This window comes from Sphingobacterium sp. UBA7249 (assembly GCF_002472835.1).
Lineage (GTDB): Bacteria > Bacteroidota > Bacteroidia > Sphingobacteriales > Sphingobacteriaceae > Sphingobacterium > Sphingobacterium prati.
Window position 1 is genome coordinate 321,496 of record NZ_DKST01000001.1, and the last position, 15,380, is coordinate 336,875.

The 15,380-nt window shown below is 44.1% G+C and carries 9 protein-coding genes; all 9 read right to left on the bottom strand.

The genetic code is table 11. From position 1 onward, the window contains the following. Positions 1-5: 5 nt before the first annotated feature. Positions 6-3,122 (bottom strand): SusC/RagA family TonB-linked outer membrane protein, encoded by a 3,117-nt coding sequence (locus tag B4A24_RS01105; RefSeq protein WP_293941549.1) that lies wholly within the window; start codon positions 3,120-3,122, stop codon positions 6-8. Positions 3,123-3,208: 86 nt separating this feature from the next. Continuing rightward, entirely contained in the window at positions 3,209-5,608 is a 2,400-nt protein-coding gene (locus B4A24_RS01110; RefSeq protein WP_293941552.1) for a glycoside hydrolase family 2 TIM barrel-domain containing protein, read from the bottom strand. A 179-nt stretch (positions 5,609-5,787) separates the two neighbouring features. Further along, the gene (locus B4A24_RS01115; RefSeq protein ID WP_293941555.1) at positions 5,788-6,888 is read right to left on the bottom strand and encodes a glycosylase; all 1,101 of its coding nucleotides are present in this window, start codon (positions 6,886-6,888) and stop codon (positions 5,788-5,790) included. A gap of 71 nt (positions 6,889-6,959) precedes the next feature. Continuing rightward, the gene (locus B4A24_RS01120; RefSeq protein WP_293941558.1) at positions 6,960-9,722 is read right to left on the bottom strand and encodes a family 78 glycoside hydrolase catalytic domain; all 2,763 of its coding nucleotides are present in this window, start codon (positions 9,720-9,722) and stop codon (positions 6,960-6,962) included. Between the two features lie 39 nt (positions 9,723-9,761). Then, on the bottom strand, positions 9,762-11,225 hold the full coding sequence (locus tag B4A24_RS01125; RefSeq protein ID WP_293941561.1) for a glycoside hydrolase family 28 protein: 1,464 nt from the start codon (positions 11,223-11,225) through the stop codon (positions 9,762-9,764). Next, positions 11,222-12,103 (bottom strand): sugar phosphate isomerase/epimerase family protein, encoded by an 882-nt coding sequence (locus tag B4A24_RS01130; RefSeq protein WP_293941564.1) that lies wholly within the window; start codon positions 12,101-12,103, stop codon positions 11,222-11,224. The genes B4A24_RS01125 and B4A24_RS01130 overlap by 4 nt, the downstream gene beginning before the upstream one ends. After that, entirely contained in the window at positions 12,100-13,512 is a 1,413-nt protein-coding gene (locus tag B4A24_RS01135) for an acetylxylan esterase (protein WP_293941567.1), read from the bottom strand. The genes B4A24_RS01130 and B4A24_RS01135 overlap by 4 nt, the downstream gene beginning before the upstream one ends. After that, entirely contained in the window at positions 13,493-14,641 is a 1,149-nt protein-coding gene (locus B4A24_RS01140) for a sialidase family protein (protein WP_293941569.1), read from the bottom strand. The genes B4A24_RS01135 and B4A24_RS01140 overlap by 20 nt, the downstream gene beginning before the upstream one ends. Positions 14,642-14,738: 97 nt before the next feature. After that, on the bottom strand, positions 14,739-15,377 hold the full coding sequence (locus tag B4A24_RS01145; protein ID WP_293941572.1) for a DUF3826 domain-containing protein: 639 nt from the start codon (positions 15,375-15,377) through the stop codon (positions 14,739-14,741). Between the last annotated feature and the right edge of the window lie 3 nt (positions 15,378-15,380).

Below are 15,380 nucleotides of genomic sequence, written 5' to 3' on the forward strand. Positions count from 1 at the left end.
TGGCATTAAAAAGTAACATTTAATCCGACCACAAACTGCTTTGTCAACGGAAAGTTGTCCGAACCGTTGGATTCGGGATCCTGATACTTTAACAGCTTGCTTTTTGTGAAGATAAATGGATTGTTAGCGGTTGCATAAAAACGGAAACGTTCCATAGAAAGACGCTTAACCAATGACTTCGGCAAACTATAGCCAAGGGTGATATTGCGAATCTTGAAATAGGATCCATCCACATATTTCAGGGCATCAAATCCGATGTAACCACTGGTCGAGGAATGTATACCCGGTCTCGGCAAATAAGCGCCAGGATTTTCCGGTGTCCAATAATCTACATCGTCAGGGCTATTTCCCACTCCTGTTGTCGGATCATAACGTGTGATCAAATTACTGGACAACATCTGTCCCCATCTTGCGGTTAAAAACACCGATAGATCCCAGTTCTGGTACTTGAAATTATTCTGAAATCCGCCCGTCCATTTCGGGACCGCTGACCCAAGAATACGTTTATCCTTGGCTCCATATGCATGCGTACCATCTTCATTGACCGTACCATCGGTGGCTACCTTAATATCACCCGGTTTGGAATTGAATAAGACTGCCTGCTCCGCTTCACTTTCCTGCCAGATCCCTAGGTATTGATAATCAAAGAAAGTTGTGATGGGATGATTCAGGAATAGATTATTTGAAATCAGATCCTTTCCGCCTGGGAGTGATGTCACACGCTCTTTATTGGCAGCAAAAGTCAATGTTGAATTCCAGGTAAAACGATCTCCCTGAATATTTTTTGTATTTAATGCCAGTTCAAATCCTCTGTTGTTCGTTGCACCAATATTCTGCCACATCTTGAAAGGTGCACCCCAGGAACCGCCTAACGAAGCTGGCATATCCCGTAGGAAAAGCAGATCCTTTGTTTCTGTATTGTACCAATCAATAGTCAGGTTGGCTCTTCGGTTTAAGAATTCAGCGTCGAGCCCAATATTCGTGGTATATGATTTTTCCCAGCCCAGATCTCTGTTGGCCAATTGTTGGTTCAAAATAAAAGCCGGACCGAGCGTACTCTCGCCAAAGCCTACCGGTTTCGGTGCGTTATATCCGCCCGCCTGTGTACCGTAAGCTCCCACACCGCCTGAATTACCGGTGATACCATACCCTGCCCGTAGCTTTAGCTCCGAAATTTTACTTTTTAAAGGTGCAAAGAACTGTTCATCGCTCAGACGCCAAGCAAAAGCACCTGCTGGGAATACATCCCATTTATTGCCTTCGGATAATCGGGAAACACCATCCCAACGGCTGGAAACGGAAAGCAAATAACGCCCTTGATAGTTATAGTTGATCCGGCCAACATAAGACATCGACTGTGAACCAATATAAGAAGAACGGATAACTGAAGTTGTGGCCGCACTCAGGTTGTGGAAAGAATAGGAATCCAGGTCGAATCCAGATCCACCTGCGTAAGCTTGTTCCGCTTGGTTTTTCGACCATGATGTTACTCCCGTCAATGCAAAATGATGGTCTTCCTGGAGGTTAAATTCGTAATTCAGGATATTTTCCCAACGGTAATTATAATTCCTGTCATTGATAATAACTGCAGCCGGTAATTTGAAACCCGCTTCGGGATTGGCTATGGATTGCGTCCCAAAATATCGGCCCGTACGTTGGGATCCTATGGTTGCGCCAAAGATCGAACGAAACGAGAGCCCTTTGATTGGGGTAAAATCCAGATAGGCGTTCCCAGCAAAATAGTTGCTCAGAATGTTATTTTTATATTGATCTTTGATCTGATCCGACAAAGGATTGGTGACACCATCCACCGGGATATGGTTGATATTTCCGTCGGTATCAAAAGCATCCCCAAGCGGCAAAAAGGTTAAACTATTGCCAAAAACATTTTGCGCAGCCTGATTATTGTCTTTATAGGTATATTGGAGGTTGGTTCCAACTTTGAACAAATCAGATAATTTGTGATCTATATTGGCCCGAACAGCATATTTTTTACTGTTATCATTTTTGATCAGCCCTTCTTCATCGTTATAGTTAAGCGACAAAAAAGCTTTTGTTTTTTCATTTCCGCCATTGACTGAAAAGCTATAGTTCTGCTGGATTCCGTCTTTTAAGACCAAGTCCATCCAGTCCACCCATTTGCCATTTTCAAAGGCCTCCAGCTGTGCGGGATTCTTAAAAATATTATTGGCGAATTCGGGATAATTGCCGTGCTCGCCACGATAAGCTTCCCTTTTCAGCTTCATGTAATCGTCTCCCTGCAATCCATGTGGATATTTAGGAAAACCATTGTATCCAAAGTAGGAATCAAAATTGACGATTGCTTTACCGGCTTTACCCTGTTTTGTCGTAATGATAATTACACCATTTGAACCTGCAGAACCATAGATTGCCGTCGATGAGGCATCTTTCAGGATGTCTATTGATTCAATATCACTGGGATTTAAACTTGTAAAATCACCTGGAATACCGTCAATAATATAGAGCGGATTATTATCACCACTGAAAGACCTGTTGCCCCGTAGGCTCGCACTGACATTGGCACCCGCCCGCCCGGATGATTTGGTGATATCCAGACCGGAGACTTTTCCCTGAAGGGCATCCATGACATTAGCCGTTGGCGTCATCATGATCTCTTCGGATTTAACGGAAGCCACGGCGCCAGTTAAATCCCGACGTTTGGCCGTACCATAACCAATAACCACGACCTCTTCCAATGCTTGATCATTTTTCTTAAGAACCACATTGACACTATTTCCAGCTTTTACCATCGAAACATTTTCAGCGTAACCCACTGAAGTAATTTTGATGGAGCCACTTTCATCTGTCATCTTCAGGGTAAATTCTCCCGACGCATTCGACGAGGTGGTTTGCGTCGAATTGATAAGCGCCACGGTAGCACCGGCTACAGGATTCCCCTGTTCATCTGTGATTTTACCTTTTATTTCTTTTACTTGATTTACCGTGACTTTATGAAGCGTAGTGGCATGTAACGCAGCATTGGAGATGAGCGGAGTTCCCAGCATAAAACTGCTGCAAAAAAGCATTAACATCGGATACTTCGAACCAGAAGCAGCTGCCCCCAATGTCATTTTTCCGAGATTAATTTTGTTTGTATTCATATTGAGTTTTTAGATTTTTGCGTAATGTGGTTGTTTTTTCAGTTGTTTAATCCGAATATCCCTTTATCATGAATAAATAGCTGAGCTTAGATCGATATTTGTTGGTCACCTAAAGCTGAACGGATGATTATGGTACAGGGTGTGTTGGTCGTTTTTTGAATGATCCCTAACGCTTTCCCTTTAAATGTTTTCCTTTTGGGCTGATGCAAGCCCCTTAGATCGGCCTGAAATCCATTATCGGTTCCGAGCACTTTCGCACTTCCCTTTACAATAAACTCAATTTCCTGATCATTGTGCAACACGGACTGTCCTGCTTGGTCCACTAATGTTGCTGTAACAAAGTAAAGGTCGCGGGACTCCCCGGTGGCATATTTTTCATGTTCCATGGAAACTTTAACTGCATGTGCTTCTGTTGCTGTATGGACACTCGCCTCCTGAACAATTTTACCATCCCGCTTTTTAACCACCTTCAGTTCGCCTTTTTCAAAAGGCACCTTCCAGCTGGCATGCAAACGGTCTGTTGTCTTTGCTGAGGTCCCCAGACTTTTGCCATTCAGAAAGAGTTCGACATCATCAGCCTTATTATAATAAGCCCATACGTCTACACTGTCGCCAGCTTTCCAGTTCCAATGTGGCAAAAGATGTAAAACATCTTTGTCGGTCCATTCAGACTTGTACATATAATACACGTCTTTGGGGATACCGGCAAGATCGACAATGCCATAGTAAGAACTCCTTGCTGGATAAGGATAGGGCACAGGTTCGCCTAGATAATCGAAACCGGTCCAGACAAAGGTTCCGGCCAGGAAAGGACGATTATTGACCGCCAGCCAGGCTTTTTCATGGCTCGTACCCCAATAGGCCGCAACATTATCGTATGCGGACACCGTAAAATCGGGATTGCCATTAACGACATATTTGTCTTTTGAAGACGCGGGCCAGAGCTGAATTGTATCCTGTAACTTGTCATACACAGCTCTTGTTTCCAATGCAGATACTGTTTCTGATGCTAGAAGTGGTATATTTTTAAATTCTACAGGTAACTTATCGTAATCTTCATGTTTGTAATTGAAACCCAGAACATCTAAAGCCTCTGCCTGTGCGATAAAGTTTTTCGCATAATTATTTTCTGTCAGGGCAGCAGTAACCGGACGTGTTGGATCCAAGGATTTAACCAATTTGGCCATCTCTTGTGTCAAGGCTATTCCGGTGGAATCAAATTGCTCCCGGATTTCATTTCCGATACTCCATAGGATAACTGAAGCATGATTGCGATCTCTACGTACAAATGCCTCAAGATCCTTTAAGTGCTCCGTAGGAAAGTCAATGTGGTAGTCGAACTTATTCTTTCGTTTTTTCCACATGTCAAATGCCTCATTGTAAACCAAAATCCCCATTTCGTCGCAGAGATCAAGTAGTTCTTCGGCCGGCGGATTATGCGCGGTACGAATGGCGTTCGCGCCCATTTCCTTCATCATCACGAGCTGCCGTTTTGCAGCTGACTTATTAAAAGCAGCCCCTAACGCACCCAAATCATGATGCATGCAGACTCCTAAGATTTTCAGGGCTTCCCCATTGAGGTAAAATCCTGTTTTTGCATCAAATCGAATTGTTCTAAACCCAATTCTTTTTTCGATTTGATCTTCGATCGTATTATTTTTAGTTAAAAGAGCCAATTGCACGCGATATAAATTCGGTGCATTGGTACTCCACAACTTCGGTTTGTCCACGCGAAGTAATTCATCAATATTTCCATCCTTTTCCACACCTGTTTTTTTCAATAGCAGATTTCCCGTGGGATCCCATACCGTAATTTGATATTTCTTTCCGCCCGCGACTCCGGTGGAACGCGATACCTTGTTCAATTTGGAAAGTACTTTCAACTGGCCCAGTTCACCACGCGCTTCGGGCGTAGTGATAAAAGTTTCTTGATCGTCTAGGTATATTGGATTTGTTTTGACTAGGTAAACATCCCTATAGATTCCCGAGCCCGAATACCATCTGGAGTTTGGCTGTTTGCTATTATCCACACGGACGGCAATTCGGTTATACTGATTTCCAAATTTCAAATATGGTGTGAGATCTAATGTAAAAGAGAGGTAGCCATTAGGCTTTTTACCCAAATAGACGCCATTGATCCATATCTCCGCATAACGGTAAATTCCACCAAAATGAAGCTGTATACATTTCCCCTGATCAATTGTTGGCAATTTAAACTCCTTACTGTACCAGCCAATTCCTCCAGGCAACGCTCCACCGGCGTTTCCAGCAGGATAGGTAGCGCCAAAATCGGCTTTGATACTCCAGTCATGAGGGAGTTCGACCGGTTCCCAAGCCTGCGGATCGATATCATGCAAGCGATAACCCAGCTGATCCTGCAACGTGAAATGCCAGTTTTCATTAAAGCGGATTTTGGCACGTCCCTGCCCAGATACAAGTTGTAGCTGCAACAGAAAGAGAATAGAAATAAAATAATGTAACTTCATATTAAATGATGATTTATAAGCACTGTTACCATTGTCATCAATGATATTATTGTGCTTGCTTCTTTATTCATTAATCAATGTTGAGGCATTCATGCTGCCTTCGGTTTAAAAATGCTGTTGGAATAGCCCAGGATGGTCGATCATTGACCAAGGACGATTCATGCTTCTGGTTTAAAATCTTAAAAATGCACGTTGCTCCGACCTAGATCTTTAGAGGTCGCCAAGGCGATACCGCGGTTACCTTTGCTGTCTACTGCACAATAAAAATGATAAACAACGCCCTCCGTTTTCAGCACAAAAGACTTGTGGGCATACTGCTGATCAAAACTTTCACTTGATTCGATTAGGTTGGCACCTTCCCAGTCAGTCCAATGGATCAGATCCTTAGATGCAGCGAAACGGTTAAATGCGCCCTTACGATCCTTCCAAAATGCACCAAAATAGAACATCACCCAGGTATCATGAATACGTTGAATCATGGGATCACCCGTGATGCCCATCGGATGGTGGACCACAGGATCCTTTTGAAAGCGCTTCCAGGTTGTCATATCGTCAGATACGGCCATACCGATCCGTTCATACCAACGGGTCGCCTTGTTATTTACCAAGGAATCGCCCACGGCATTGTAATACATCACAAAACGATGGCCTGTATGTTTATCAGGATCTTCGATAACATAGCTTTTGAATAGTTTGTGACGATTTTCCCACCAGGAAACATCTGGATCCGTACTGCTTAACACAGGATTCGGCAACTGTTGCCACTGAAGGGGCTTGACTGGCTTTTTGCTGGTATAAGCGATCCCAATTGACAAAGGTTCAGGCTCATAGCCTGCGGTAGAACCGCCGAAATAGGACATCCAATATTTTCCAGCGTAAGTATTGAGTTTGTATTTCCCTCCCCACTTGGTATCAACCAGTGCATTATAGCCTGCACGCTGCTTTGCATCCCAGCTCCCATCGGGTGCCATGGAGAGCTGTTTCCCCAAGGTTTTCCAGTTCAAGAGGTCGGGGCTTTGTGCCAACCAGGTCTCATACCCGCTCCCGTCAAATACAATATAGGTCATATACCAGTATTTTCCTTCTTTGTATAAAGTCGGACAATCCATCAATTCGCCTTTATGCTGCGGGACCAACACGAGGCCGTACTTGTACGGTGTCTTTACTTCTTCATAAATTTTTGCCATTTCCGTACTGGAAATTCGTTGGGCATGTACCCACGATTTCCACCCCAGCAATGCAAAGGATAGCAATAGCATGATTCTTTTCAGTCGTCTCATCTGTAATCGTTATTTTTTCATCGTTGTTCTCAAGTCTCCATGTGATAGTAAGGCCGTCGCCCGTGCTACTTTTATTGAAGGGGTATTTCTTTGTTTTCCCTTGTAATCGTATATTTTCCGGATCCTAATTGCAACTCAACATGATCCGTTGTCAAAACCATTGCATTTGAATCCAGCTGTTTCCCATTCACCCGATAGACTCCTTTAGGCAATACCAAGGTACATCGGCTATTGACTGGAACCTCCAGTTGATAATTTTCTTTTGATTGTTTTCGGTTAAAATAAATTTTCCCATAAGGACTCCTAAAACTTATTTCACAGTCTTTCAGCAGGTCCAGCATTTTGGGTTCGATCCGAAAATGCTTAAATGCGGTTGATCCTGTATCTTGCTGTATCCCACCCAGGCCGGTATGAAACCACTCCATCAGGTGTCCAAGCATAAAATGATTATTGGAGACGTTCGGGAGGCCTGCCCAGGACTCGGTCAGCGCTGTGGCACCTTTCCGCAGCTGATAGCCATATCCCGGCCGGTCATCGCGGTGATGCATGGCATAGATCAGATCATCACGGTTGTTGGCCTGCAATACCTGTAACAGATAACGATGACCGATATCTCCCGCCGTCAACGCCGTATCGTTTTGACAGACCGTTGTTGTTAATCTGTTAAAGACCGCCTGTTCTGCCTCTTGGGGTACTAATCCAACATAGAGCGGCATGGCTAGCGCCGTCTGACTACCTGAGCCATAGCTAGGTTCCTGAGGTCGATAAAAGTGCTGATTGAACGCATTGAATACGGCCTGCTGTAAAGTCTCAAACTTTTTGGCATCTTCTTTTTTTCCAAGTAGCGTAGCGATGTCTACCATGAGCTTCAAGTCATAGTAATAGATTGCCGTAGCCGTGATTCCGGGAGTAGTCAGCTGGGAAACACCGGGACGCTCTGGTCCCAAATCATACCAGTCACCCAAACCCTGTATCAAAATATGATCTTTCGCCTTTGTGCCCAAATAATCAATATATCGGGTCATCATGGTATAATTATCAGCAAGGAAAGCTTTGTTTCCATACCAGCGATAGGCGTACCAGGCTAAGATAATTGAGCTGCTTCCCCACTCGGGCGAATCCCTGAACATATCGCCGCCCCAGTCAAACTGCACATATTCAGGAGCTATTTCAGGAACTAGTCCGTCCTTTGTCTGAGATTGTCGCATATCCCGCAGCGACTTGGCAAACAGGCGCTCAGCATCAAAGTTAAATTGCACCGAAGGCCCCATTAAATGTAACTGCTCCAGCCATCCTAATTTTTCGCGGTGTGGACAATCGGTAAAGACACTGACCATATTACTCTTAATAGCCCAATTGATCAATTCATGAATTTCATTAAATAGGGTATCAGAACTTTTAAAGTTTCCCACCTGTGCTGTACTATTCCGGATATGGGCCAATTGAATCGCATCGATTCGGATCGATTTGCTGCCAGCAGGATGTAACTGAACTTCGGCATAACGAAATCCATAATACGTAAAACGCGGCTGCCAGGACACTGTTCCATCTTTTGCAAAAATATACTGGTAATAATAAGGGCTTCCTGAGTGCTTTTGACTGGGACGTCCATCCGCAGTCAGCAATTCCGCCGGATACACCCGTACGGTATCTCCAGCTTGTCCGGTCATTTGTAAGCTGACAATGCCCGATGCATTCTGCCCAAAATCATAGCTGATCCTTTTCCCGCCATCAGCTTGCTGCAATCCAACAGGTGCGAAACGCTGCATAATTTTTACCGGATCGATATCCTGCGCCCTTAGCTTCGGTCCATCCGTAATGAGGGCTTGCTGCCAGTTCGTATCATCGTAAACTGGAGCTGACCAATCATCAGGCAAAATTCGTGCATCGTAATCCTCTCCCCCGTACATACTGGAAAAAGTAATGGGCGACCGATGTGTTTTCCAGCCTGCGTCACTCACGATGAATTCCTGTGTTCCGTCCGCGTAGGTATTTACGATCTTAAGTTTGAGCTTTGGCAGACCAAAAGCAACTTTATGCTTTTGGAAACGGCCTTTAATTGGTGGAATATAATAAAACCCATTTCCTAATAAGGCAGCAATCGTATTTTTCCCCTGTTGCCAGACTTGGGTAAGATCGTAAACCACATAATAGGCTTCTTTGTCATATTTCGTCCAGCCCGGCTGTAGCACTGCATCATCTACCCGCTTGCCATTCAACAGCAATTCGTAATGCCCCAATCCGGCTACATATGCGATCGACGAACTGATTTTCTTTTGTATCTGAACTGATTTGCGAAAAACCGGAAGGTCATAACTTTTGTCCAAACGAAGCTTGCTGGAACTTAGAGGTAGCGGGTTGACCAACGAATCCGGTAATATATCTTTAGCAATCCATCGTGCATTCCCCCAATCTTCTGCCTTCAACAATCCCGTATGAAATCGTTGTACGGCACTTGTGGCTGTCTCCTTTTTATTGTCACGTACCTGCACGCGCATGTAATAACTTGTACCTGTAGCTAAAGGGGTTCCCTGGTATAACAAATTTAGGGATTGTTCTGCCGCTACCCATTGGGAATCCCAAAGCATGTCCTGCTTTGTAAAACGAGCGCTTTTACTGATCTGGATACGATAAGCCTGTTGTTGCACATCAAATTTATCGCTGTGCAATTGCCAGCTAAATGAAGGTTTTAATGTATTTATACCCAATGGGTTTTCACGTCCTTCAATTAATACACGATCCACTGTTAACTTGGCCATACCAATCATGGGTATACCAAGCAGCAACAGGAAAATGCCCCACAAGACGATCCCCTGTTTTCTAATATTATTCATCCTTTTCCTTTTTTTTCGAGCTGTAGCCATATGCACATCTTATGGTGCATCCGTCATAACCCGAACATGATCCTGTGTCAGTCCCGAAACATTGGTTGTCAATACCGTGGTATCCTTACAGACAAACACACTATTTTTAATCTTAATATTTTTAGCGTCTTTAATTGACAAATATCGATCCCCACGGCCAAAGACACGATCAATCCTCACATCTTCCAGGACCGATTCCGGAATACCTTCGATCTTAATACAATCTTTAGCTGCATCGATATACATGTCCGCTATTTGGATATCCGAAAAATGTGGTGTCAAAACATTCTTTTGCACTTCGAAATCACGGCTAGCTTGGTTTCCAACATGCTGGGCTTGTCCCAGCATATCCCAACGCAATGCCGACTCGACATCCTGCATCCGAATACGTTCAAAACGCATGGCAGATCCACCTCCGCCCCGTGGTCTTCTGGTCTTAAAACGGATACCGACGTTGGTTTTACCAAACACACAATCATGTACGTACACGTTTTTGGCCATGCCCGCAGTTTCGCTACCGATCGTAAATCCACCATGACCTTTTTCCGAAAAACAGTAACGGACTACAATATCCTCCGAAGGTCGATTCACACGCAATCCATCATATCCACGTCCCGCTTTTACAGCAATACAGTCGTCTCCAGTATTTAAGGTGCAGTACTCTACGAGCACACGCCTAGACGATTCAATATCGATACCGTCCCCACGTGGTATGCCGATTGACTGTATACGTACCCCACGGATCACGACATCCTCACAGTACGTGGGAACGATATTCCAAAAAGCGGTACGCTCCAGTGATATGCCCTCGATCCAGACTTTTTTGCAGTTAATAGGAGCAATAAGTGCGGGTGGAAAGATAAAATTTGCTGTTTTACCATCATAGATTCGCTGATCAACAGGCGTATTACTGTCCACAATCTTTTCAATGACATCGTGCGTCATGGTTTTGCTTCGAATACTTCCATCACCAGGGCCAATAACCTTACCCGATCCCGTGACAGCAATATTTTCGGCTCCATTAGCATAAATACACGCACCCAAACTATATAATTCTACACCTTCATTTCGTGTAAACACTACAGGCAGAAAATCGTTGATTTCATTCTTAAATTCCAAAACGGAACCTTCATCCAATTTTAGATTAATATGGGATCTCAGCGTAATCCGTCCAGTATGATGATGCCCTTTCAATATCAAAGTCCCACCACCCTGTGCAGCAAGCTGATCGAGCTTAGCCTGAATACTTTCAGCAGGCCATACAGTATCTTGTCGCATTGGAAATGTCGGCCGTTGGACATCCCATGCCGTAAAAGGGGATTGCACCTTCTCCGGCTCTCTAGGCATCTCTTCGGCCCCTACCTGATCCGCACGCAGCAAAGCCTTATCCAACTGCTTGTCAACTGGAATACTTCGACATCCCTGTATTCCCAGTATGACCGCCACAAGTGATATTATCCAGTTTATGCTCATTGAAACACCTGTTTTACGTAACGTGTATTTGCACCAAAGTTTTCTTTAACAGCCCGTGGTGGTAGATTTGCGTCACGCGACCGCTCGATCACGAGCCAACCATGCCAGCCCATGCGATCTAAGGTTTGTTTTACCAAGGGCATATTCAGTCGTTTATTATTTTCGAGCCAGACACCGTCCTCATCCGTACAATGTATCTGACAGATCCGCTTCTTCCCTAAAATAGTAAGCTCCTGAATCAGATCACGTCCTTCTTTCAACGGATTGGAAAAATTAAAATAGATTTGGATATGTTTGGAACCAACTTCTTTTAAAAGACCGACTTCGCCTTTCGCATCCAATGCTGTTTCAATTCCGATCACCACACCGGCCTTTTTTGCCATCTCGCCAATCACACGAAGACGCTCCACGATAGCAGGTCGCAACTCAGGATACTTAACCAAATCGCAGGTTATGCCCAAAGGCAAAAAAGCCACTTTAACCCCCATTTTCTGACAAGTGTCCAAACAATCCCCTACCATCTGCTGATAAGTCGGCCGCGTGGCAAAAGACTGTGCATAGAAACCAGTCATAGCTAATGAACAGATCGTTAATCCAGTTTCCTTCGCCTTGTCGAGAAAGGCTTTCCGCTCAGCGGGATTGCCTAACTTACTGTCAAAAGTAACCCGGTTGCCCAATCCGCCCATATCAACTTCCAACCCATCCGCTCCTATTTCTTTCGCCAAGTCGAATGCACTTAGTTTTTGCCGTTTTAAGATCATCAGATCAATTACGGCGACATGATAGCGTCGTTTAGGAGCAGCAAAAACAGCAGAAGGTAAGGCTGCAACGCCAACTAACGCCAAGGTATCCAGTATAAAATTTTTTCGGTTCATCATAGTTCAATTTGGTATGATTTTAATAATGCTTTCAATTGTCCCATCCCATGAATCGCGTTCTTTGGTAAGTTTTCACCTTTCTTTCCAAAGTTGTATAATAACTCCTCCGGTTCGATCTGAACAGAAGTCTCTGCAATGATATCGGCAGCTTTAGCCTGATCTAAATGGAAATGATCTATCAGAAATTTGTACAATGCCTGCCTTTTGTTATACCCAAAATCATGGCCTTCTTCGGGAAAATGTGCGTGTTGCACCTGATTTTGCTGTCCATAATAACCATATATATGTTTCAGATAAGGAAAATCATGCACGTCAGTTTCCTTCGTCCAATCCTGTCCATCGGAAATGATCAGTTGTGGTTTGGGCGCAGCCATTGCAGCCAGTTCGACATTATTGGTTCCACCACAGACAAAATGCACGGGTAATCCACTTTCACAGGGGCAACCACCAAAGAAGTAGGAAGACATCGCCACGACAGGAGCGACCAAAGTGAAGCGATCGTCTAAAGCAGCCATTAAAATACTGTGGCTACCCCCACCCGAACCTCCACTGATTCCTATTCGTTTTTGATCTACCTGTGGCAAGCTGGTTACGTAATCTAAAATACGTTCAGCGCCCCAGGTCTGCATCAACATGGCTTCGCTGCTGCGATGATCTGAACCAGCGAATTGCAATAAAGATTCCCCCCAGGCAAATAGGTCATAGCTTACAGCCATACAGCCCAGTCGAGCCAAGGTGATAAACCTTTTTTGGGCATCCGAACGGTAACGCTGTTGTGGCCAATGCCCATCAGGAGATAACACGACAGGTATATTTTTCTTTTGCTTGAGCGGCGAATAGATACTGCCATTGATATAGACCCCCGGTATAATTTCTAAGGCAAAGTTCTGAACTTGGTAGTCGGCATAGCGACGTGGCTTGCCCAGGTGAATCGGTTGATCCGGTATACTTTGCAGTTTATCCCAATACATCGCTTGTCTTACCGCAGCACGCAATTGATCTTTTCTCTTTTCCCAACTTGCCTGATCGGTATATTTTTTGGATAATAAGGTCAGAAAATCCCAGCCTTCCTGTGGTTTCCAGCGATTATATTCGTATGATTTTAATTTATACGTATTGGGCTTTGCTTCCTCTTGCAACTTAAAGCCCAAAGGATACAGCAAATTGATTTCTGTCCCCGCAAGATCCGCCCTAAACTTCCAAGGTGCATAGTCCACCATAATGTCTTTGACATTGCGTGGATCATATTTGATTTTGACCTGATACCGTTCTTGCATCATTGCCAGAACTTTTTCCAGGGGCTGCTTAAATTTATGCTCATAATTGAGTAAGCTGTCCTGCCCCTTGACAACAAGCGAGACAAAAAACAAGCAGACTGCACAAACGAATTTAATCTTCTTCCTTAACATATGCATTGGGGTCTGGTTTTTTATATCCCTTTTTGGTTGGCCAGATGCCATTCTCAATCGGGATTAACTTCACTTTCTTCGGATCTACGACGACGTGTTTCATCTTCTTTCTACGCCATGTATAGCCAAAATGCAATAATCCATCCTTGGTTTGAATCACTGCTGGATAAGAATACTGACTGATTGGCGAATCCTCAAGAATAAGCGCGGCCTGCCAGTGCTTGCCATCTTTGGAAAAAGCAACATTTAATGGGGTGCGCGCCCCTTTGGCTAGATTACCTTCTGGAAGTACGTGGTTGTAAACCAATACATGCCGTCCGTCTTTTAACGTTACGGCATCTGTACCCGAATTATTATTTGGAAGCGTCGTTTTTTCCAACGGGGACCAATGTTCGCCCCAGTCCTTAGACCAAGATGTCACAACCGCACGGTTGCGTGTGCGCGCCAATATTTGCAATTGACCATTTCCATGGTCAAGTATGCTTGGTTGTATAGCATCTAGGTTGTCACTGCCACGAGCGATTGGACCTATTTTTCGCCATGTCTTACCAAAATCCGAACTCGCCTCAAAATGTACGTTCCAACCATTTCCTTCGGTGCTTGAAGGACTCAGCAAGGTGCCATTTTGCAAAAGAACAGGTTTGTTTTTCACCGGTCCAATAAAGCCATCGGGCAATCTTTCGGCAGCAGACCAAGTCTTTCCGCCATCGTTGGACCGTTTGAGCATCCCCCACCATTCCGATGGTTTGGGTCCAATTTTGTAGAATAACAAGAGGTCTCCCCCGGGTATTTGGTATAAAACAGGATTCCAGGTCGGTAAGCGCTTGCCATCTGGTTGTACACCATCCGCTGCCGACACTGGTGCTAACCAGTTGCCATTTTCAAGCCTACTCACATAGATCTCCACATCGGGATGACGTTCTTTTGTTCCACCAAAAAAGGCATAAACCAGACCTTGGTCCGTCTCTGCCATTGTAGCGGAATGACAGGAAGGGAAAGATGCTGTATCATAAATAAATTCGTCTTTTTTTACTCCTTTTTGCCATTCTTTTAACGTTGGATTTTGCCCATAAGAATTCAAGGTGCATAAAAACAATAAGGCTGTTGCCAATTTAATTTTTATCTTCATCTGCTTATCGATATTATATGCGAATGCATTTTCAGGGTCCTCCGATGGTTGCCAAAATGCAAACGGTATTTGTTTTTTATGATTTATAAATTCGAGTCTATTTCTTTTGGTTTTCTTTTTCGGCTTTTACTCTAGTCACATACTCTTTAAATAATTGACGCCAGTTGCGGCCGTTGGCATTTAAGTAAGCTTCACATTTGTTTTTATAAATTTCAAAAATGGCAGAAACTTGCTTGATGCTTTTATAATCTATCGCTCTTTCACGCGCTTCTTCTAAATTTTTACGAACGGTTTGTTCCTCAATCGCTGTCAGATCTGGGACAATTGCCTTATATCCTTTTAAGGTGAAATCAACTTTTCCAATCGTGTATTTGTCCAAGATAAAAGCAACCTGTTGCTCATCCAGCTCTTGACGCAAGCCAGCCATCAAGTTGCTGTGTATAGAATCGGGCTGTGCTGAATCTGCAATAATCGAGCGATCCATATCACTTAATTTGTCACCCGTGTACGGATTTATTCCTGCTGGAACGGTACTAATCGGGTGGCTATTGTGCCACTCTTTCACGGCTATCAAATGCGTAGAGATCAAACTTTTGATCCTTGCTTCTTTGGTCGGATTGGCAAGTTTGAGCTCAGCCGTCCACTCCTGTGATTTTTTCTGCTCCGTTGTATTATCCTGCGCATACAAACTCAGCGCGAACAAGCTAAGTATAACGATTGACAAGGTCTTTTTCATGCT